At 47.1% G+C, this 20,253-nt stretch carries 15 protein-coding genes; 12 read left to right on the top strand and 3 right to left on the bottom strand.

Translation table 11 applies throughout. The annotated features are described in order from the left end of the window. Positions 1–191: 191 nt before the first annotated feature. Positions 192–1,193 carry a FecR family protein gene (locus tag G5B30_RS14745; protein WP_165320770.1) on the bottom strand — a complete coding sequence of 334 codons (1,002 nt, stop codon included), beginning with the start codon at positions 1,191–1,193 and terminating at the stop codon, positions 192–194. A gap of 73 nt (positions 1,194–1,266) precedes the next feature. Then, positions 1,267–1,833 (bottom strand): RNA polymerase sigma factor, encoded by a 567-nt coding sequence (locus G5B30_RS14740; RefSeq protein WP_165320769.1) that lies wholly within the window; start codon positions 1,831–1,833, stop codon positions 1,267–1,269. A 157-nt stretch (positions 1,834–1,990) separates the two neighbouring features. Between G5B30_RS14740 and G5B30_RS14735 the strand changes: the two genes are divergently transcribed. Continuing rightward, positions 1,991–2,959, top strand: a complete 969-nt coding sequence (locus tag G5B30_RS14735) for a D-2-hydroxyacid dehydrogenase (RefSeq protein WP_206367150.1) — start codon at positions 1,991–1,993, stop codon at positions 2,957–2,959. 18 nt (positions 2,960–2,977) lie between these two features. Here G5B30_RS14735 and rsgA read toward each other — a convergent pair whose 3' ends face one another. Further along, positions 2,978–3,898, bottom strand: coding sequence for a ribosome small subunit-dependent GTPase A (rsgA, locus tag G5B30_RS14730; RefSeq protein ID WP_165320768.1), 921 nt, complete (start codon positions 3,896–3,898; stop codon positions 2,978–2,980). A 166-nt stretch (positions 3,899–4,064) separates the two neighbouring features. Here rsgA and G5B30_RS14725 point away from each other — a divergent pair, with 166 nt between their 5' ends. The 11 genes from G5B30_RS14725 to G5B30_RS14675 all read left to right on the top strand — a co-directional run. Continuing rightward, positions 4,065–4,463, top strand: coding sequence for a RidA family protein (locus G5B30_RS14725; protein WP_165320767.1), 399 nt, complete (start codon positions 4,065–4,067; stop codon positions 4,461–4,463). Next, positions 4,456–5,460: a 3-hydroxyacyl-CoA dehydrogenase family protein gene (locus G5B30_RS14720; protein ID WP_165320766.1), complete on the top strand. Its 1,005-nt coding sequence runs from the start codon at positions 4,456–4,458 to the stop codon at positions 5,458–5,460. The genes G5B30_RS14725 and G5B30_RS14720 overlap by 8 nt, the downstream gene beginning before the upstream one ends. Then, positions 5,432–6,739 (top strand): aspartate aminotransferase family protein, encoded by a 1,308-nt coding sequence (locus G5B30_RS14715; RefSeq protein WP_165320765.1) that lies wholly within the window; start codon positions 5,432–5,434, stop codon positions 6,737–6,739. Before G5B30_RS14720 ends, G5B30_RS14715 begins: the two co-directional genes overlap by 29 nt. Positions 6,740–6,744: 5 nt before the next feature. Beyond that, entirely contained in the window at positions 6,745–7,677 is a 933-nt protein-coding gene (locus tag G5B30_RS14710) for a 3-hydroxyacyl-CoA dehydrogenase NAD-binding domain-containing protein (RefSeq protein ID WP_165320764.1), read from the top strand. Then, positions 7,658–8,734, top strand: a complete 1,077-nt coding sequence (locus G5B30_RS14705; RefSeq protein ID WP_165320763.1) for a dipeptidase — start codon at positions 7,658–7,660, stop codon at positions 8,732–8,734. The genes G5B30_RS14710 and G5B30_RS14705 overlap by 20 nt, the downstream gene beginning before the upstream one ends. 606 nt (positions 8,735–9,340) lie before the next feature. Continuing rightward, positions 9,341–10,435, top strand: coding sequence for a D-TA family PLP-dependent enzyme (locus G5B30_RS14700; protein ID WP_165320762.1), 1,095 nt, complete (start codon positions 9,341–9,343; stop codon positions 10,433–10,435). Between the two features lie 632 nt (positions 10,436–11,067). Continuing rightward, on the top strand, positions 11,068–13,209 hold the full coding sequence (locus G5B30_RS14695) for a carboxy terminal-processing peptidase (RefSeq protein WP_165320761.1): 2,142 nt from the start codon (positions 11,068–11,070) through the stop codon (positions 13,207–13,209). A 16-nt stretch (positions 13,210–13,225) separates the two neighbouring features. Next, positions 13,226–13,759, top strand: coding sequence for a 3'-5' exonuclease (locus G5B30_RS14690; RefSeq protein ID WP_165320760.1), 534 nt, complete (start codon positions 13,226–13,228; stop codon positions 13,757–13,759). A gap of 8 nt (positions 13,760–13,767) precedes the next feature. Next, positions 13,768–14,757 carry a mannose-1-phosphate guanylyltransferase gene (locus tag G5B30_RS14685; RefSeq protein ID WP_165320759.1) on the top strand — a complete coding sequence of 330 codons (990 nt, stop codon included), beginning with the start codon at positions 13,768–13,770 and terminating at the stop codon, positions 14,755–14,757. Between the two features lie 3 nt (positions 14,758–14,760). Next, a complete protein-coding gene (gene rfbD, locus G5B30_RS14680; RefSeq protein WP_165320758.1) occupies positions 14,761–15,615 on the top strand; it encodes a dTDP-4-dehydrorhamnose reductase in 855 nt (284 codons plus the stop codon). Between the two features lie 123 nt (positions 15,616–15,738). Next, positions 15,739–20,253: LamG-like jellyroll fold domain-containing protein (locus G5B30_RS14675; protein WP_317164351.1), on the top strand; the 4,515-nt coding region annotated here is incomplete at its 3' end.

Below are 20,253 nucleotides of genomic sequence, written 5' to 3'. Positions count from 1 at the left end.
AACTTTACGATTGGAGAAAGCGTATAAAAATAGCCCGCGTTAAGTAATAACAACGGCTAATAGGCTTGTACACTTCTTCAATTACTTTAATTACAAAGATTACGGGATCAGCTTTCTCAGGGATGATTCCGTATTTTTTTATTTCTTTTAAGGTTTTCTCATCACATCTTTTTTTAATATTAGTTCTCGATTTATTCTATTACGATCGTACTGTCTGACAACATTCTATATTTGATGGGAGCCGTTCGGCTTATAAATTCCATCACATTATCCAAACTGCTGTTTTTTATAATTCCCCGATAGGTATACCTTTTTGCATCTTCTGTTTTGAAAATGAAGTCGATATTATAAATGCGATGTAGCGTCTTACAGATTTCCTCAAGTGATTCGCCTTGGAACATGAGCTCTTTACTTCGCCATAGCAAGTAATTGGCATTCGGATGAAGCTCAGTTTTGGTAAAACGCTTATCGCTTTGTTTATAATCAAGCCTTTCGTAAGGATGCAGGATCTCTTCATTTTTACTATCGTTAACTTTTACTTTACCTTCAATCAGTATGACTGATACCGACTCATCCTGTGCATACGCTTTCACATTAAAACTCGTTCCTAACGCTTCTACATTTATTCCATTTGCCTTTACAACAAACGCTTTTTTGGCATCTTTGGCTACTTCAAAATAAGCCTCGCCTTCGAGGATTATCGTTCTTTCTTTCTTGTTGTACGATTCGTCATACGATATTCGGGAATCAGAATTGATGTACACCCGCGTTCCATCCGCCAACATCACATGCGATTTTTGCCCGTTATCGGCGGCAATCGTAACAATGCCCTTCCCAAGCATTGCATGACGATAGTTCTTTACCCAGAAGAATACGCCTATGCCAATCAACAATATAATAGATGCCGCGGCGGTATAAGAACCCCAGCGTATTCGCGGTGATCTTTTGGTTGATATATCCCGGATAGGCTCTTCGTTGGCACCTATTTTGTCCATGATCTGCGTTAACATAGATACTTGCTGTTGTGTGTTCATCACCGGTGATGCTTCTTCCCACTTTTTCTGAAAATGGGAATAGCAGATTTCTTTCGCCTCCGGGTGGGTAATCCACGCCTTGAGCTGATCAGTTTCCTCTTTTGTCGCTAAGCCCAAACGAAACCTCTCCAATAATTCGATATAATATCTGTCATCCATACGCACTGTACTTTATAGCTTTGTGAGAGAAAAAATACGCACAAGATAAGCGCTTTTTAACATAATTTAACATTTAGAGGTTTGCTCCAATCAGCAGCAAAATAAAATAATCCTTTAGATTGGACCGTAGATGTTTGAATGTGCGGTAGAGATGCGCTTCTACCGATCGCTCGGATAGATTTAAGCGCTCCGCAATTTCTTTGGAAGACCAGCCCTTTTCTTTTCGGAGACGGTAAATATTTTGTGCGATAACGGGTAGGGTCTCCAGCAATTTATTGATATGTGCTTCCAGATATTTCACATTTAGCTTTTCAAGGATATAATCGTCAAACTCCCGATCATCGGCATCTGTAAACTCATGCGTCAATAACTGTTTCTTTAGCTCTTTAAATGCAAAATTCCGGGCTATCGTAAATACATAATTTTTTATATTTTTATCCCCATCGATGTGTTTTGCCTTTTCCCATATTGTCAAAAAGCAGTTTTGCGTGATATCTTCGGCGAGATCAGGATTGTAGGTAATAGATAATACGAAGTTATAAACCTTGCCACTATATTTGTTGTAAAATAGCTCAAAAGCGCGCTCGTCTTTATCTTTTATTTGCTCGATCAGTAATTTATCATCATCATTAAACGGCATCTTGGTATACTTATTTAGTAAGGCAATTGCAAGTTAAGCGAAATTCTAGTATCCTGCTATGATTCAAGATAAAAACTTCATTATTCCATGTCGGGAGACAAGGAAAGCAATAAAATCCGTATTTTTACCCTATTCAGTAGATAAAAGCACAAAAATTATGGGCAATAAACGAATGAAGATAGTGATATTAGATGGATATGCGATGAATCCCGGTGATCTCGATTGGGCTGCGCTGCATGCGCTTGGTGATGTGGTCATCCATGATCGCACCGACGAAGCGCAGGTCATCGAGCAGGGAGAAGGGGCCGACGCGCTATTGACCAATAAAGTGCCGATAAGCCGGCAGGTCATAGATGCCTTACCCCAGCTCAAATATATTGGTGTCATGGCCACAGGCTATAATATTATTGCTCTTGATCGGGCAAAAGAAAGAGACATTGTCGTCACCAATGTGCCCGGGTACAGCACCACCTCTGTCGTTCAGCTGACATTCTCCCTGTTGTTGGAACTTTGCTTTCGGACACAGCGCCATAGCGATGCCGTAAAAAAAGGAAAATGGTCATCGAGTCCGGACTTTTGTTTTTGGGATTACCCCCTAGTGGAACTGTCCGGGAAGAAATTAGGAATCATCGGATTAGGGTCCATCGGACAGAAGGTCGCTGATGTCGCAAGCGCTTTTGGTATGGAGGTATTGGCATTTAGTCGCACCCAGACCGATCAGTCCCATCGGCAAAACTTCCGCTGGGTCTCGTTGGACGAATTATTCACCGAAGCCGATGTCGTCACTTTACATTGCCCTTTAACCGAAGCAACAGCGAATATGATCGACCGCAGGTCATTGGCACAAATGAAGTCATCCGCAGTGCTGATTAATACCTCGAGAGGAGGCTTGGTACATGCACAGGACTTAGCAGATGCTCTGAATGCCGGAAAGATCCGGGCGGCTGGACTTGATGTTTTGGAGAAAGAACCTCCCGTGGCAGATCACCCCTTGTTTACCGCAAAGAACTGTTTGATTACCCCGCATATCGCCTGGGCAACACACGAATCGAGGGTTCGCCTCATGGCAACGGTCGTCGATAATTTTAAAGCATTTTTGGAAGGGCATCCGGTCAATTTGGTGTAAACATCGGATAAAGGCAGATTATCCCCGGTTATCTTCGTTCGCGTAAATGCTCAGATAGCTCTCGTATCGGGAGGGTTCGATCAGCCCTTCCTCCACCGCAGCAAGTACACGGCAACCTGGCTCGTTGATATGTCGGCAATTGTTAAACCGGCACGTATTCAGCAAGGCTCGCATTTCGGGAAAAAAATGTGACAGTTCGTTTTTCTCGATGTCCACAACGCCCAGCTCCCGGATGCCGGGTGTGTCGATCAGCTTGCCACCGAAAGGCAAATCGATCATCTCGGCAAAAGTCGTTGTATGTTTCCCCCGGTCCGACCAGGACGATATATCTCCCGTGCGGAGCTCCGAGCCGGGGATCAGTGCATTGATAAAGGTCGATTTGCCTACACCTGAATGGCCGGACACCAAGGAGATTTTGTCTTTGAGCAGCCCTTGCAAAGTCTCCATATTCGTCTTTTCAAGCGCTGATACAGCAAGGCAACGGTAGCCGATGTTTTCATATATAGCGATGTATTCATCCAGAATTTTCAAGCCATCTTCGTGAAAGAGATCCAATTTGTTAAACACCAGAATGACCGGGATACCATAAGCCTCCGCGGTCACCAGAAAACGATCGATAAAGCCGAGGGAAGTCGGAGGTGAAGCTAACGTAACCACCAATAGTGCCTGATCCAGATTCGCTCCCAGGATTTGCGTCTGTTTGGAAAGATTGACCGACTTTCGGATAATATAGTTCCGACGAGGCTCAAGGGTGTGAATGACTGCACTTTCCTCATCTTCTTCCCAGTCAAAATGTACCCAATCACCCACCGCAATGGGGTTGGTCGTTTTTATACCTTTCGTACGAAATTTCCCCTTGATACGGCATTCATAGTTGTTGCCGTCCTCCCCCTGTACCTGATACCAGCTGCCCGTAGATTTTGTGACCAATCCTCTCATAGTTTCCAACATCAAACTTACGAAAAGTTTTTTAGTAGCGAATCTCAAATCGCAATACGCTTTAGCCCCCTGAAAAATAGTACTATAATTAGGAACAAATGTAATAGACCTACTCGAGCGGTGCATGTACCTTTGCTATACACGAGATAAATCAAATAAATTACACATGAGTAAGCAGAAAATTATACATCCCGACCGAGATGCCGCTTTCGTGACCGGCGCATATTCCGACGGTGTTATAGCAGGCGGATTTCTTTTTATCAGTGGGCAGGCATCCGTAGACTTCAAGACATCAACTTTTATCTTAGGTACAATCGAAGAAGAGACAGCACGCACGATGGATAATATCAAAGCCATTATCGAGGCAGCAGGGGCCACCATGGATGACGTCGTCAAAAGCACCGTACATTTGTCAAATATTAGCGATTTCGATCGATTCAATCATATATATGCCACCTATTTTGCGGGTATAAAGCCTGCACGGACTACGGTGCAATCGGTATTGGCCGAGGGTATCTGTGTCGAAATTGATTGCATCGTAAAGCTTCCTGCCGCCTATGAATAATGCAAGGCCAAACATGCCTGTGGCCGTAGTGGGATTAGGGCTTATGGGGAGCAGTATCGTGGTGTCTTTGCTGGCATCCGGCCATCCGGTTATTGCTTTGGCCCCCGTTCCTGGCGAGAAAGAACCGGCGCTCCAGCATATTGTGGATCTGTTGCGGCATGCGGAAGCTTCCGGTCTGCTGGTGAAGGGCTTAAACCATTATGTACAGCGCCTTCGCGTGACGGAGGACTACAATGAGATCGCTGCCTGCCACTTTGTGCAAGAATGCGTTATCGAAGACAAGGCGATAAAAAAAATGGTGTACCAAAAGATTGCTGCACACGTGGCCGACGACGCCATTATTGCATCCAACACCTCGGCCATACCCATTAGCGAATTGCAGGAATTTGTGCCTGCACCGCATCGCTTTGTGGGGGTGCATTGGGCCGAACCGGCCTATATGACGCGCTTTATGGAAGTCACCTGTGGTACCGCAACCGATCTTGGCATCGCCGAGCAGGTTGTACAGCTCGGAAAAAGCTGGGGTAAGGAGCCGACACTCCTGCGGAAAGATATCCGTGGATTCATCACCAACCGGTTGATGTATGCGGTCTATCGGGAGGCGTTGACGTTGGTGGAGAACGGCGACACGACATTAGCCGATGCCGATAAGGTCTTCCGCTACGATGTCGGCTCTTGGGTGACATTGATGGGTGTCTTCCGACGGATGGACTTTATGGGATTTGGAGACTATATTACATCATTCGAACGCCTCTTGAAGGAACTCTCCAACCGATCCGACGTACCCCGGCAGATGAGCCGCATGGTTGCCGAAGATGCAAAAGGGGTACACAATCGCCGTGGGCTGTATACCTATAACGAAGAGCAGGCAAAAGCGTGGGAGGAAGCCTTTGCACGATTCAACAAAGACATTTATGAACTGGCTTCCAAGTATAGTGAACAACAACTTATAGAAGCGATACCCTATTATGAAGAAAATAAGCTATCAAAAATCTGAAGCACTTCTGGCCCGGGCCAAAGCCGTTTTGGCAGGCGGGGTGTCTTCCGAGTTTCGGAAATATAATCATCCCCACGCCATCTTTTATACCCATGGCGAAGGGAGCAAGGTCTATGATGTCGATGGCAATGCCTATCTGGATTTTACCTTAAGCCAAGGCCCGTTGATCGTCGGCCATTCACACCCGCAGGTGCTGGATGCAGTCGATAGCTATTCCCGTCAGGGGCAACTGTTTGCCGGGCAGCATATCCAGGAAGTCGAGCTGGCAGAGAAATTGGCGCAATTGATCCCTTCGGCGGAACTGATGCGCTTTTGTCTGGATGGATCGGAAGCCGTACAAACGGCATTTCGTGTGGCCCGTTCCAAAACCGGAAAGCAGAAGTTCCTCCGCTTTGAAGGCCATTACCACGGCTGGCTCGACAACGTAGCCTGGGGTATCAGCACCCCTTCGGTGGAAGCCTTGGGGGATGCCGAAAACCCGAATGTATATGCCTGGTCACAAGGACTATCACCCCATAGCAAAGAGGATTTTATCACCCTGCCGTGGAATGATCTCGCATTGGTAGAAAAAGTCGTCGCTACAAGGCATACCGAGCTGGCGGCCATTATCACCGAACCGGTGATGTGTAATAATGGCTGTATCGTTCCCCAGGAAGGTTTCCTGCAAGGGTTACGTGCGATCTGTGACCGCTATGGCATTGCCCTGATTTTCGATGAAGTAATCACGGGATTTCGTTTGGGGCTGGGTGGTGCGCAACAGTATTATAACATTAAGCCTGACCTGGCCATCTTTGCAAAAGCCATCGCCAGCGGGTATCCCATCAGTGCTATTGTCGGCAAAAGGGAATGGATGGAAGAAATTGCGTCAGCACGGGTTATCCATGCCGGCACCATGAATACGAGCAACCCTACCGTGGCTGCAGCGCTGGCGACAATCCACGTGCTCGAACAAGATCCGGATACCTACAATCGCATGTTCCGCTTGGGAAACCGGTTGATGGAAGGGCTTCGTGCGGCGGCAAAGAAAGCCGGACAAGACCTGCTCGTGCAGGGGCCGGGGCCGATGTTGAACACTTCGTTTACGGCGCTCCCGGAAATCAAAAACTACCGGGACACCTTACAGACGGATAAGACAAAGCTGAAAAATTTTATTGCCGGGATGCACGACAAGGGCGTGCGGGTTATCGGCCGCGGACTATGGTATATCAGTGCTGTACATACCGAGGAGGAGATAGACCATGCCATTGCTGTCAGTGCCGAGGTACTTCAATCCATTTAAAAAAAATGCAGACAGATACGAGGAAAAGCAAGAAGGGAATAGCCGGTCCGATTATGGTAATCGGACAGGATCGCTTAGGCTATAGTGTGGCGAGCAGCTTATTGGTTTCGGGACATGAGGTGCTGTTGCTGACGGCAGATCGACAGCAGGCCGAGCAGGCTATCTATGAAGAAATCGGGTTGGGATACAAGACCTTGCAGGTCCAGACCGACTGGCCGGCTGTTATGACACAGAAATTGGTCATTCTCGTTACGGCCGATCAGGTGGAGGTCAAAGCCGACCTGATCCGCCGCGTCGAAGAAAGTGCCTCTGCCAAGCCGATCATCGCCACCAATATGGACGCTATTCATCTGGAAGAGCTACAGGCACATAGCCATAACCCGTCCAACATATTTGGTCTCAACTGGACCTATCCAGTGCATCGGACCTTTTTTGCCGAGATTGTGGCCAATGCGGTCAGCCATCCGGATAGCCTGGATGCCTTGCTGTATCAGGCAAGGGAAGGTTGGGGCAAAGACCCCTATGTTGTAAAGAGCGGATTCAGTACCCGAGCAAGGATGCTTGCCGCTCTCGTTCGGGAAGGATTACATTTGGTCGAAGAAGGATATGCGTCCATCGAAAGCGTAGACCGAGCCTGCCGCAATGATGCCGGCTATTATTTGCCCTTTGCAGGCAATTTCCGATATATGGACCTGATGGGGACATATGCTTATGGCATGGTCATGGAAGATCTTAACCGGGAATTGTCGTGTATGGATAGTCTTCCTGATACCCTGCTCGAAAAGAAGCATAGCGGAGCTGTAGGCATGGATGTGGGAGCGGGATTTTATCACTATTCTCCGGAAGAAAAGGCCCATTGGCATACCATTTTTAAAGAGTTTAGCCACGAAATACAACAACTCATTACGAAATATCCTCATGAGCCGCTTGATTATTGACGCCCACCTCGACCTGGCGATGAATGCCATCGAATGGAACCGCGATCTGTCGGCTCCGTTGGAAGAAATCCGTCTTCGCGAGCGGAATATGCAGGACAAGCCCGACCGTGGGAAGGGTACGGTATGCTTGCCTGAATTGCGTAAGGGTAAAATAGGACTCGTCGTAGCGACACAGCTCGCTCGTGTGAACCCGTTCAATAGTGCATTGACGGGCTGGAATTCACCCCAGCAGGCCTGGGCGATGACACAGGCACAATTGTCCTGGTACAGGGAGATGGAAAAGCAAGGGGAGATGGTTCAGATTAGAGACCGCAACGGCTTGGATGCACATATTGCTTTGTGGGACAATGCGGATATCGCTGATGCGGAAAAGCCTATTGGTTATATCCTGAGCCTCGAAGGTGCCGACTCGTTGGTCAGCTCCGACTATCTGTACGAGGCACACCGCTATGGATTACGGGCGTTGGGACCGTCGCACTTTGGCCGGGGGCGGTATGCCGACGGCACCAAAACGGCAGGACGTATTCATCCTGAAGGATTGGAACTGATGAAGATCATGGGCGAGCTGAATATGATATTGGATGTGACACACCTCACCGATGATGGATTCAATCAGGCACTCGAGCTGTACGAAGGCCCCATTTGGGCCAGCCATCACAACGTGCGGGCGCTTGTTCCCAATCAGCGGCAGCTGACCGACGCCCAGATCAGACAGTTAGTCGACAGAGGGGCAGTTATTGGCGGTATGTTAGACTGTTGGGCTATGGATATCCGTTTTATCGACACGGTTTCCGACCCTTGGCAGCTCGATATTCGGTTAGAGCGACTGATCGATCATTGGGACCATATATGCCAGATCGCCGGCAACGCGTTACATATCGGTATCGGAAGCGACCTCGACGGTATATTCGGCACCGAACAATCCCCTTGGGATATGGATTCCATTGCCGATCTACAAAAGTTTGATCACCTTCTGTCCCAAAGAGGCTATACGTCCGAAGACATCGATAACATCTTTCACGGCAACTGGCTGCGGTTTTTACGACAGGCGCTTTAGATTGCGATGGGGCATCGCTTCCCTTCTTTTTTCTTGACAAAAAAGAAGCAAAAAGTCAAGGCTTGGACGGTACGACGCTAAAAACAGTCCTTTTGCCCTAAACAGATCGGAGCCATTACGCTTTGCTCCATTTTTTCGATCTGTTTTATACGGGCACTCGGATGTTTTCTTAACGCTGTACAGTCCTAGGCCGTTTTCTACCGGCGTAGGATAATTGAGATTTGAGATTTAAGAAGCAGAGTCCGTACAAATAATTAAAGTGTCGCCTCAACGGGTCGCGGATAACAGGAAGCAAGAGAAGAATAAGGAGATAAGAAACAAGAAAGATAAGCAATATCCGCACAAATACAATAAATGCTGCCTCAAAGCTTTTGGCAACAGCAGTGGGATGCACTATCCCTACAGCCAAAAGGTTTAAGCAGCGAGTTTTTTTGTTACTTTTTTTGCGGAAAAAAAAGTAAAAGAGCCCCTTCGCGGCTCGAGCGATGAAAAAAGAGAGATAAGGAGTAGAGAAGAAGGAATAAAGAATAAGGATAAAAGGAAAAAGGAGTAGAGAGACAAGAAATAGAGGAAAAAGACAGACGGAATAAAGTAAAAAATAGAAATATGAACTGGTACGAATTAAAAACAACAGATATCATCGATTCACCGGCACTGTTGATATACCCCGACCGTATTCAATATAATATCGACAAGCTAAAAAGCATGATCGACAATCCCGATAGACTGCGCCCCCATGTCAAAACACATAAAACCAAAGAAATCACGCGGCTTCTGTTAAACGCCGGAATCCATAAATTCAAATGCGCCACCATCGCTGAGGCGGACATGCTCGGTGCATGCCGGGCACCCGATGTACTGCTTGCCTATCCCCTGCAAGGGCCAAAGATGCAACGCTTTGTAGCATTGATCCAAAAATACCCTCAGACCACCTATGCGACCCTCGTTGATAATAGTCAAGCCGCAGCTGCATTGTCCGCTATAGCCCTGCAAGAGCAGATCCGTATACCTGTATATATCGACCTCAATATCGGTATGGGCCGTACCGGCATTGCTCCTGGAGAAGCTACGCTGAACCTATACCGGCTTTGCCAGACCATGAAAGGGTTGGAAATACGAGGCTTTCATGCCTACGATGGACATGTCCGCGAGATCGATATCCAAAAGCGGAAAGCAATATGCGACCGTAATTTCGAACCTATTGCAACATTAGTCGACAAACTGCAAAAAGAAGGTTTTTACAAGCCCCAAATCGTTATTGGCGGCTCACCTTCCTTTCCCATTTATGCCCAATATCCCGAGGTCGAATGCAGCCCCGGAACCTTTGTCCTGTGGGATAAAGGCTACGGCGAAACCTTGCCCGAGCAAGCATTTTTGCCTGCCGCCGTTTTGCTCACCCGCGTCATTTCCCTCCCCACAGCCACCCATATCTGTGTCGATCTCGGCTATAAAGCCATTGCTGCTGAAAATCCCTTAGACCACCGCGTACACTTCCTGAACGCCCCCCAATTAACACCCGTAAGCCAAAGCGAAGAACACCTCGTGCTCCACGCCAGTGAAGATCATACCTTTCAAGTCGGCGACGTGTTGTATGCGCTGCCCATACACATCTGCCCCACCGTTGCCCTATACGATAAACTTCAAGTCGTGCAAGACCACTCCATTACCGACACCTGGGACGTCGTCGCCCGTGTACGTTGAATAGGGTATTGCGATGGAGCATCGCTTCCCTTCTTTTTTTGCTTGACCAAAAAAAGAAGCAAAAAAAGTCAAGGCTTGGACGGTACGACGCTAAAAACAGTCCTTTTGCCCTAAACAGCTCGGAGCCATTCCGCGTTGCTCCATTTTTTCGATCTGTTTTATACGGGCACTCGGATGTTTTCTTAACGCTGTACAGTCCTATGCCATTTTTCTACCGACGTGTTATATTTAAATATGTGTAGTGTAGGGTTAAATGGTTTACAAAGTTATACAGTTACAAGGTTATAGAGTCACGCAATAAAAAAGCAGAAATACAAGTGATTAGTTAGATTTGAGAAAAAAGCAGAATCCGTACAAGCTAAATAAAATGCTGCCTAAAAAATTTGGACAATAGCAGTGGGAGGCACTATCCATACAGTCCAAAGTTTTAAGCAGCGACTTTTTTGGTTACTTTTTTGAGAGAAAAAAGTAATAAAATTGTTACACCTCCAAAATTAATTTTCCTCCATCCTGACAATCTAATACCCAAAGCACCACTTTTTTTAGTATTTTAGCTTTTGAGAATATTTAAAAAAGAAAGATAAGAGACCAAAGTGGTACGTTTGTATATGATTTTTAACAGGACAGCATATATGTTTAGAAATTTAGTTTTTTGTTTAGCATTGATTTCAGTAATTGCCTGTGGTTCCAAGCCGCGGGTACAAATTGATGAAGGGGGGATACAGCTAAAGCCGACGCTGCAGCATGAAGTGATTGCGAAGGAAGTCGTCAATTTACTCGAAAACTACAGCTACAAGAAAGTACCTGCCAGTGACTCCCTATCCCATCTTGTTTTTGACAATCTGATCAAGACAGTCGATCAAGGTAGAATTTACCTGCTTCAATCCGATATCGACGCCTTGCAGCAATACCGCGATATTATCAGTCAGGATATGAAAAAAGGCGATTTATCCGCAGCGTTTCATATCTTCAATGTCTATACCGAGCGTTATTTGTCGTGCATGGAATACGCTTTAACGCAGGTCGATGCTCCCCATGATTTTACGGTAGATGAGACCTATACCAACTTCCGGGAAAAGCTCGACTGGTTTGCGAACGAAGCAGAACTTAAAGACCAATGGCGGCGACGCGTCAAATTTGATCTGCTCAGTCTGCGGCTGGCCAGTTCCGACCCTGCAGCCGATGAAGAGAAACACAAGGAAACGCTGAAAAAGCGGTATAACAACCTGCTGTCACAGGCCAAAAAGACAAATTCCAACGATGCCTTTCAGCTGATTATGTCAGCTTACACCGATGCGGTAGACCCCCATACCACGTATTACAATCCATCATTCGCACAGGCCTTCAATGAAGGCATGTCCAACACCTTTCAGGGTATCGGGGCGCGCCTTCAGATGGAAAACGAGATGGTCACCATCAAGGAGATTATCGCCGGCGGACCCGCCTTTCGCGATAAAAGCCTCCACATCGACGACCGCATTATCGGCGTAGCACAGGGTGACAGCGAGTTTGAAGATATCATAGGCTGGCGCCTTGATGCCGCCGTCACCAAGATCAAAGGCCCAAAAGGTACCGTCGTTCGTTTGAAGATCCTTCCTGCCGGACAAGATATTACCGCCCAGCCCGTCATTGTCTCGTTGACCCGCGATAAGATCGTGCTGGAAGAAGAATCCGCCCAGCGGCAGGTCAAGACCGTCATTGGTGACGATGGCAAGACCTATCGCATAGGTGTGATTACCCTGCCGAAATTTTACATCGACTTTGAGGCCTACCGCAAACGCGACCCCAACTATAAGAGTACCACCCGCGACGTACGCCTTATCCTGGACTCCTTAAATCAGGAGAAAGTTGACGCCGTTGTGCTGGACTTGCGCAACAATGGCGGAGGATCTTTACAGGAAGCGATTGAGCTCACCGGTCTTTTTATCGATAAAGGTCCCGTGGTGCAGGTGCGCAACGTCGACGATAGGGTCGAAGTCGAAAAAGACCAAGCCAGCGGTGCCAAGTGGACCGGACCTTTCGGTGTCATTATCAACCGTTTCTCTGCGTCGGCCTCTGAGATTTTTGCCGGTGCCATACAAGACTATGGCCGTGGTATTGTCATGGGTTCGACGACCTATGGAAAAGGTACCGTACAGTCTGCCGTCGATATGTCCCGCTTTATCAGTCCGACGAATCGCCTGTTGCTGAAAGCTGCAGGAGGTGAAGGTGAAGCTATCCCTGTGGGTGCACCCGAATTTGGTCAGATCAATATTACCATGGGTAAGTTTTATCGGATTACCGGTAGCAGCACCCAGCACAAAGGCGTGTCTGCAGATGTATCTTTCCCGACCCAATACAGTGCGGAGAAATTTGGCGAAAGTTCCGAGCCTGCCGCCCTACCTTGGGATCAGATTCAGAGTGCCTCTTTCCAAAAGCTTGCCGACCTCAACGAAACAACGAAGCTATTGAATGAAATGCACCAGACGCGGATGGAGAAATCACCCGAGTACAATTACCTGATGGAAGACATACAGGAGTTTAGCAAAATTGACTCCATTCCCAAGGCGACCTTAAACCAGGTTAAGCTGAAAAAAGAACGTGACGAGCAGAAAATTAAAAACAGAGAACGTGTCAATAAGGTGCTTGCTCTTCACGGTAAACCCCTGTGGAAAGAAGGAGAACCCCAGCCCAAGCTTGATTTCGATTTCATCCTTGATGAAAGCCTGCGCGTTATGGCCGATTTTATTCCGATGAACCAGATCAGTGCTGTAGCGTTGAATAGTCAGCTTTAATTGTTTACTTTTGTGCATGCATACATTTACGGCGATTGATTTTGAGTTGGCCACAGCAGCGTATAGCAGTGTCTGCTCGGTGGGGATTGTAAATGTCCAGGACGGCATTATCGTCAACGAATACTATTCTTTAGTGCGACCACCGGAGAACAAATACATGTGGCAGACGACACGTGTGCACGGCATCAAGCCGAAGGACACGCTGCATGCGCCGACATTTGCCGAACTTTTTCCAACCTTACAACGTTTATTGGAAGGGCAAAAGATGGTCGCCCACAATGAGGCCTTCGATCGGTCAGTTTTACAAAAGACCATGAACCATTATGGTCTCAACTATAAGCAGCTCCATCTGCCCGAAAAATGGGAGTGTACCAGCCAGCTGTATCGCGGCAAAGGATTTCCCAAAACTAAGCTCAGCATTTGCTGTGCCATCATGGGTATACAGTTGGATCATCACGACGCACTATCCGATGCACGGGGAAGCGCCTTACTCTATTTAAAGCAAGACGAAGTGCCAGTTACTGTCGTTGAAATGAACGAAGAGATTTAAGAAATACTATGGGAAACATTGTCAATGTTATATTGTCCGGAGGAATTGGGTCGAGGTTGTGGCCCTTGTCACGCAAAGCCATGCCCAAGCAGTACCTCCCAATTTTTGAAGGGAAATCCCTTTTTGAGCTCACCGTACAGCGCAACCAAAATGTAGCGACGCAATGTATTATGGTAGGGAGCATACAGAACGTCGATCAGGCCAAAGATTATCTGCCTGTCGAAAACAGCCGTACCATTGTCGAAGCTGTGCCCCGAAATACCGCTGCCGCCATTGCATTTGCAGCTTTCGCCTGTGACCCCGACGATATCCTGATTGTTTCTCCTTCCGACCATCTGATCGAAGATCAGCAGAAGTACGAACAAAGCTTAAAGCAAGGCATACAATACGCCGAAGAAGGCTTTCTGGCCACGTTCGGTATTCAGCCTACACGCCCCGAGACAGGCTACGGCTATATCGAACACCAGGACAATGATGTTCTTTCTTTCCGTGAAAAACCTAATCTCGATACCGCCAAAGAATTCCTGAAAAAAGGAAATTTCCTGTGGAACTCCGGTATTTTCTGCTTCAAAGCCTCCATATACTTGGAAGAGCTATTTCGCTTCGAACCCCGGGTTTTCCGGGCAGCCAAAGAAGCCTTTGAAGCCGCCGACAACGGTGTGCTTTCCGCCGAACTCTCCTCAAAGATACCCGCAAAAAGCATCGATTACGCGGTGATGGAGCGCAGCGAGCGGATTAAGGTGGTACCGTCCAATTTCATCTGGTCGGATATGGGCGCCTACGATTCCCTATACGACTATCTGCGGACCAAAGGGCACCCCGTGGATACCGCCGGCAATATGGCTATCGGTACCGACAAATACGTCGCCTTCATCGGTCTGTCCGACGCTATTCTCGTCCATGCTGATGATGCCATTCTGGTGGTACACAAGCAGCACGCGCAAGATGTGAAACACCTGTACGAAGAACTCGAGCAGGCCGAATCCACCTTACTGTAGACTATGCAAACCATCCTCATCACCGGTGCCAGCGGTCAATTAGGTTCCGAACTGCGCGACATATTGTCAAGCGATGGTGACAAAACCTGTTTTTTTCTCGATAGAAGACAACTGCCGTTGGACCAGACGATGATCATTACCGATATATTAGGCATGTATCAGCCCGATGTGATTATCCATGCCGGTGCCTATACGGCTGTCGATCAGGCCGAGAGTGAGGCCGAGCTTGCCGATAGGGTCAACCATCTTGCTTCCGAAGAAATTGCCCAATACTGCCGCTTGAACGGCTGCAAGCTGTTGGCCATTTCCACCGACTATGTCTTTAATGGGGAGGCCTCCGTACCCTTGGGGGAAGAAGCGCCGGTAGCACCGATTAATACGTACGGTTTTACAAAATTAAAAGGCGAACAGACCATCCAGAAATGGTGTCCCGATGCCATTATCATCCGCACATCCTGGGTATATTCCACCTATGGAAAAAACTTCGTTAAGACCATGTTACGCCTGATGACGGAGCGTGACGAAATCGCGGTTATCAACGATCAGATCGGTTCTCCCACTTATGCCAAAGATCTGGCACAAGCTATTGTAGATATCATCGATGGCAAGCAATGGGTGCCGGGCATATACCATTATTCCAACGAAGGCGAAACTTCCTGGTATGACTTTGCCGTAGCCATCCGGGATAGCAAAAACCTCGACTGCACCATCAAGCCTATTCCCACAACAGCCTATCCTACAGCCGCCAAGCGGCCTCGATACTCCTTACTCGATAAGGCCAAGATAAAAGCCACCTTCGGCGTAGATGTCCCACATTGGAAAGACAGCTTAGCGCGCATGCTGGGCACGATAAGGTAAGAGTAAAAAATATTTCACTTTTAGTTGAAAATATGTATTTTTGGCCAACCGCTTCTACTTTAGTGTGGGGTGGTTGTTAAATATGAATACTCCAAACCGGGGCTAAATGTGAAAACCAATAATATGAAAAACTATTTGAATGTATGTGCCATCTTGGTGTGCATGATACTGGGCGTGCAGAGTGCCGTAGCACAACTGAGTACTAATCCTACGTTAACTTTTTCTAGTACAAGTGGTTTGGGAGACTTTATTGCTAATGATGGTGACGGTGGATCTACTGCTATCTCTGATATTGATATCGAAATCTATGATATTTCGGATATAACAGGGACAAAGCTAAATACTTTAACATGGAAAGACAATAACTTTCTATATAGTAATGACGGCAGCTATTCTGGATTGACTACTGAAATTAATCCTGCTTCACCTTTGACAGATCAATCAGGATCCAAGGGTACATTAATAAAATCAGCGGACGGCAGCGAATTTAAACTTATTTCATTTCGATATTACAATTGGGGAGAAAGTTCTCCTTTTACAAACACCATAAAAGGGTATCGTAACGGGATTGAAGTGGTTTCAACAACGTTTCAGGGGTACGATGCGGATTACGACCCTATCACGGTAACCCTTCCGTCGACATTTTCAAATGTTGATGAAGTAAGAATGTACATATCTGCGGGTGGATACGTAGGCGATCAATCGCTCACTAATCATAGTATTAATAATATAAAAGTTGGATCAGCGGAAGCTTCTGTTGATGCTCCCACGGTCACCACCACGGCACCTTCTGCCATTACCGCTACCAGCGTAATTGTAGCCGGCAATGTCACCGCAGATGGTGGCGCAACGGTCACTGAACGGGGAATTGAATACAGCACTACAGAAGGTTTTACTGGCGGCACTGGCACACAGGTTGCTGCCGCAGCAGCCGGTATTGGTACATTTACGGTAAATGTAACTGGTCTGACCTCAGGGACGACCTATTATTACCGTGCTTACGCTACGAACAGCGAAGGTACCAGCTACGGAGATGAAGGGCTCATGGAGACATTTGCAGGAGGTACCGGAGATGCCATCGACCCCTACAAGATTGGCACATGGGGGCAGCTAAATAATTTACGTCTCGGCTTAACCTCCTATTATCAGTTGGTGCATACATTGGATAAAAATAGTCCGGGTTATGCTACTTATGCCGGTGCTGCAGCCAATAGTAATGCAGGCTGGTTGCCGATTGGCGACAATAGTCACCTTTTTTCGGCTACTTTTGATGGCAATGGACACGAAATTAACGATCTGACCATAAATACGAACCAGACCTATGTCGGTTTGTTCGGCGCAATAAGCGCCGTCGCCATTGTAGAAAACCTGGGGATGAATCAGGTAAGCATTTTGAACGGAGGCAGTAACACGGGAGCTATAGCGGGCAGAAGCTATGGTACCATCCGTAATGTGTATGTCAATGGTAGTGTGACTGCTGACAACGATCTGGGGTTAATTGCCGGTTACTTGTCAGGCGGTACCCTAACTAACGTATATGCTATTGGTGACGCTACCAGTACAGGAACTGGCACAGACAGGGTAGGAGGGATTGTCGGATCTATGGTGAGTAGTGCAACATTACAATATAGCTACGCTGCCGCGCAGGTATCTTCCGCGATAAACGCTCTAACGAGCGCAACAGTAGCAAATCGTGTTTCTGGGACGATTACTGCGGTATATTGGGATAATGAGGTGAGTGGGACGGTTACCAGAAACTGGGGGACAGGTCTCACCACTGCCCAAATGAAAAACAAATCGAACTATGACGATTGGAATTTTACATCGACATGGGATATCAAAGAAGGGGAGTACATTTCCTACCCATATCTTCGTAGTGTAGTTCAAGATCCTGCACCGGGTTTAGCATCTTCTCCTCCAATCAATACATTAAGTTTCGACGGGATCGACCAATACGTAACCGTGCCACATCATACTGCGTTCGACTTCACAACAGGTACCATAGAAATGTGGCTGAAGCCAAATTGGGAAAGCATTTCTCAAAATCCTTGTATTATATCCATGCGTACTCCCGGACAGACACGATTTAGTTTCCATATGGAGAAAACGAAAGATAAAATAGGACTGTGGAATGGGGGACTGTATTTGACACAAGACTATACGTTTACGAACAACACCTGGTATCATGTGGCTTTTGTGATGACACCGTCAAATACCCAGATATTTATCAATGGGCAATCGATTGGTTATACCGACAATGTTCTCAACGCCGCAGTAACGGGTCTAGACCTGAAGATCGGTATATCAGAGATCGCCGCTAGTTTTTCAGGTGAATATTTTAAAGGTGAGATGGACGAGATCCGGATTTGGAATACGGCACGTACAGCCGTCCAGATTCAGGACAATATGAACTATACTGTTAGCCCAGCGAGTCCGGGATTGATCGCGTATTATCCGGTGGATGCCGATGTGCTGGATAGCTCCAATGCGGTAGCTCGGGTTTTTAAGGATCACGGTTCCAATGGATTGGACGGTACATTGGTCAACTACTGGCAGATCAAGCCCGATATCAACGGTGTTCTCTATGTAAAAAAAGGAGGCGCGGGCAGCGAATCGGGATATGACTGGGATAATGCTGTTGGCGAATTGGCAGATGCCTTGAAAGCGGCAAAAACAAATACCGATATCAAGGAGATCTGGGTTGCAGGAGGAGTTTACAATCCGATGTACAGCCCTCGGGATGGTGCTAATTTTGAAGACGAGGGCAGGGATAACACCTTCTTGATGGTCAACAATGTCAAAGTCTATGGTGGTTTTGCAGGAACAGAAGACGAGTTGTCTGACCGAAATTTAAGTATAACCACTAATGCGAGTATCCTGAGCGGAGATATTGATAATAACGACCAATCGGATGGCACAATTATAGGTAATAACGCCTATCACGTTGTGGTCAGTTCCGGTGCTGTCGGAACAGCCGTTTTGGATGGTTTTACCATCAGTGGAGGAAAGGCAGATTCGAATACAGATATTACTGTAAATGGCAATACGGCAGAACGGGATAATGGGGCAGGCCTATCCATTATTCAAGACTCAGATCCCGTGCTGCGGCATTTGAAAATTACGCGGAACAACGGTTCATACGGTGCTGGAATTGCTATTAGTTCTTCTGACCCTGTTATTGAGTTTGCGGAAATCTCCGCTAATTGGGCGACGTTGGGAGGGGGTATTTGGAATAGCCGTTCCAACCCGAAAATAGTTAATTCAATCCTTCATCATAATGATGCCAGTGCATTTGGTGGTGCTTTTTTTAATATGTACACCGAATCTGCACCGGAATTAATCAATGTAACCGTTACAGCGAACACTACAGGATCTGCACGTGCGGCAATACATAACGACGGATCAGGTAGTTTCCTCATCAAAAACAGTATTATCTGGGGAAACAGTAACGGCGGAATCGAGAATGACCCCGTTACGGTAAGTCACAGTATCGTGCAGGGCGGATATGCAGGAACCCAGAATTTGAATGCTGATCCACTATTCACCGATGCTTCAAGTGGTGATTATGGCCTAACAGTCCCCAGTCCGGCAGTGAATGCAGGGAACAATAGTTTGTTCACTGGTTTAAGCGTGAATACCAAAGACTTAGCAGACAACGCTCGGGTCTATAAATATGACGATGGGGGTGTGATCGATATGGGTGCCTACGAGCTTCAGGCTATCGGCGGCACGGCGCCCGAATTCACGAGCACGCCAACGTTGACGGTACCTTATGGGCAGTTCTATAATTACAGCGTGACAACTACCGGGACGGAGGCCCTGCCCACCACTTTATCTCCCGAAGTGTCGCCTGACTGGTTGGATTTCTACCAGAATGACCAAACTCAGGCAGAACTATTTGGAGCAATTCCTCCGGGAAAAGTTATCAAAGGGGTAGCTGGTGATGATCAAGGAAATACGTATGCGGCTACTCCTTATGGTACGGAGATCTATAAGATCGCACCGGATGGTACAACAACGCTTTGGAAATCATCTTCTTATGGCGGCGATATCTTTGCACTCCATATTGTCGATGGGTACCTGTATATCCCTCGTCTTGGCAATGCGGCATACAGTATCACCCGTATCTCCCTTGCCGACCCGGATAGCCCCGAAGAGGTTTTCGTGACTCATGCTACCGGAGCAGTATCCCTGACAGACCATGAAGACTGGATCTATGTGGCAGATTATGATGGTCACAATATATATCGCGTACACAAGACCACTAAAGTAAAGGAAAATATATTGACAGGATTAAGCCCATCTCCTTACGGCTTGACTTTCGGTGCTGACGATAACCTGTATATAGCGATGGGGCCGTCCATTACGCGCTATGATGGAGCAGCGCTAACTCCTGTGTTAACAGGGCTGCCGAACTCTGCAAGTTCGATACGTCAGGATAAGCAGGGGGATTTTTATGTTTCCATGGTGGGCGGTGGTGTGCGAAAATATACTTCTGATTTTACTTCTTTCGTATCGGTTTCGGAAGAGGTCGGCGATAATGTTGTTAGTCTGTCGCTCACACCCAACGGATACTTGGTATATTCTATATATGGTACCAATCAAATCTATCGGTTACGGACTACAGCCATGATAAAC

This window comes from Sphingobacterium sp. SGG-5 (genome assembly GCF_011043525.1).
GTDB lineage: Bacteria > Bacteroidota > Bacteroidia > Sphingobacteriales > Sphingobacteriaceae > Sphingobacterium.
The sequence above is the reverse complement of the archived record's forward strand: the minus strand, read 5'-3'. Positions and strand labels throughout refer to the sequence as shown.

Excerpts from the sequence above, each read along its gene's own strand:
- G5B30_RS14715 (WP_165320765.1), top strand. The coding sequence starts at position 5,432 with ATGAAGAAAATAAGCTATCAAAAATCTGAAGCACTTCTGGCCCGGGCC.
- G5B30_RS14735 (WP_206367150.1), top strand. The coding sequence starts at position 1,991 with ATGGGCAATAAACGAATGAAGATAGTGATATTAGATGGATATGCGATG.
- rsgA (WP_165320768.1), bottom strand. The coding sequence starts at position 3,898 with ATGAGAGGATTGGTCACAAAATCTACGGGCAGCTGGTATCAGGTACAG.
- G5B30_RS14685 (WP_165320759.1), top strand. The coding sequence starts at position 13,768 with ATGGGAAACATTGTCAATGTTATATTGTCCGGAGGAATTGGGTCGAGG.
- G5B30_RS14710 (WP_165320764.1), top strand. The coding sequence starts at position 6,745 with ATGCAGACAGATACGAGGAAAAGCAAGAAGGGAATAGCCGGTCCGATT.
- G5B30_RS14745 (WP_165320770.1), bottom strand. The coding sequence starts at position 1,193 with ATGGATGACAGATATTATATCGAATTATTGGAGAGGTTTCGTTTGGGC.
- G5B30_RS14720 (WP_165320766.1), top strand. The coding sequence starts at position 4,456 with ATGAATAATGCAAGGCCAAACATGCCTGTGGCCGTAGTGGGATTAGGG.
- G5B30_RS14700 (WP_165320762.1), top strand. The coding sequence starts at position 9,341 with ATGAACTGGTACGAATTAAAAACAACAGATATCATCGATTCACCGGCA.
- rfbD (WP_165320758.1), top strand. The coding sequence starts at position 14,761 with ATGCAAACCATCCTCATCACCGGTGCCAGCGGTCAATTAGGTTCCGAA.
- G5B30_RS14705 (WP_165320763.1), top strand. The coding sequence starts at position 7,658 with ATGAGCCGCTTGATTATTGACGCCCACCTCGACCTGGCGATGAATGCC.
- G5B30_RS14740 (WP_165320769.1), bottom strand. The coding sequence starts at position 1,833 with ATGCCGTTTAATGATGATGATAAATTACTGATCGAGCAAATAAAAGAT.
- G5B30_RS14695 (WP_165320761.1), top strand. The coding sequence starts at position 11,068 with ATGTTTAGAAATTTAGTTTTTTGTTTAGCATTGATTTCAGTAATTGCC.
- G5B30_RS14725 (WP_165320767.1), top strand. The coding sequence starts at position 4,065 with ATGAGTAAGCAGAAAATTATACATCCCGACCGAGATGCCGCTTTCGTG.
- G5B30_RS14690 (WP_165320760.1), top strand. The coding sequence starts at position 13,226 with ATGCATACATTTACGGCGATTGATTTTGAGTTGGCCACAGCAGCGTAT.